Source organism: Streptomyces sp. NH27 (genome assembly GCF_056859195.1).
In genome coordinates this window covers 1-409 of sequence record NZ_JACEGK010001108.1, presented here as the reverse complement: position 1 = coordinate 409, position 409 = coordinate 1, and the positions used below count along the sequence as shown (strand labels likewise).

Sequence of the window (409 nt, the reverse complement as noted above, 5' to 3'; positions counted from 1 at the left end):
CCATTACAGGGATTGCGGATGCCATGAGCGATAGCGTTCCCCTTTTGGTCTTTACAGGTCAGGTGGCGCGAGCAGGGATTGGGAAGGATGCCTTTCAGGAGGCAGACATCGTGGGAATTACCATGCCAATCACTAAGTACAAATACCAAGTTCGTGAGACAGCTGATATTCCGCGTATCATTACGGAAGCTGTCCATATCGCAACTACAGGCCGTCCAGGGCCAGTTGTAATTGACCTACCAAAAGACATATCTGCTTTAGAAACAGACTTCATTTATTCACCAGAAGTGAATTTACCAAGTTATCAGCCGACTCTTGAGCCGAATGATATGCAAATCAAGAAAATCTTGAAGCAATTGTCCAAGGCTAAAAAGCCAGTCTTGTTAGCTGGTGGTGGAATTAGTTATGC

1 pseudogene is annotated in these 409 nt (G+C 45.5%); it reads left to right on the top strand.

From position 1 onward, the window contains the following. Positions 1–23: 23 nt before the first annotated feature. Positions 24–409 (top strand): annotated as a pseudogene (locus AC13HU_RS38265) (acetolactate synthase large subunit); the annotation flags it as partial.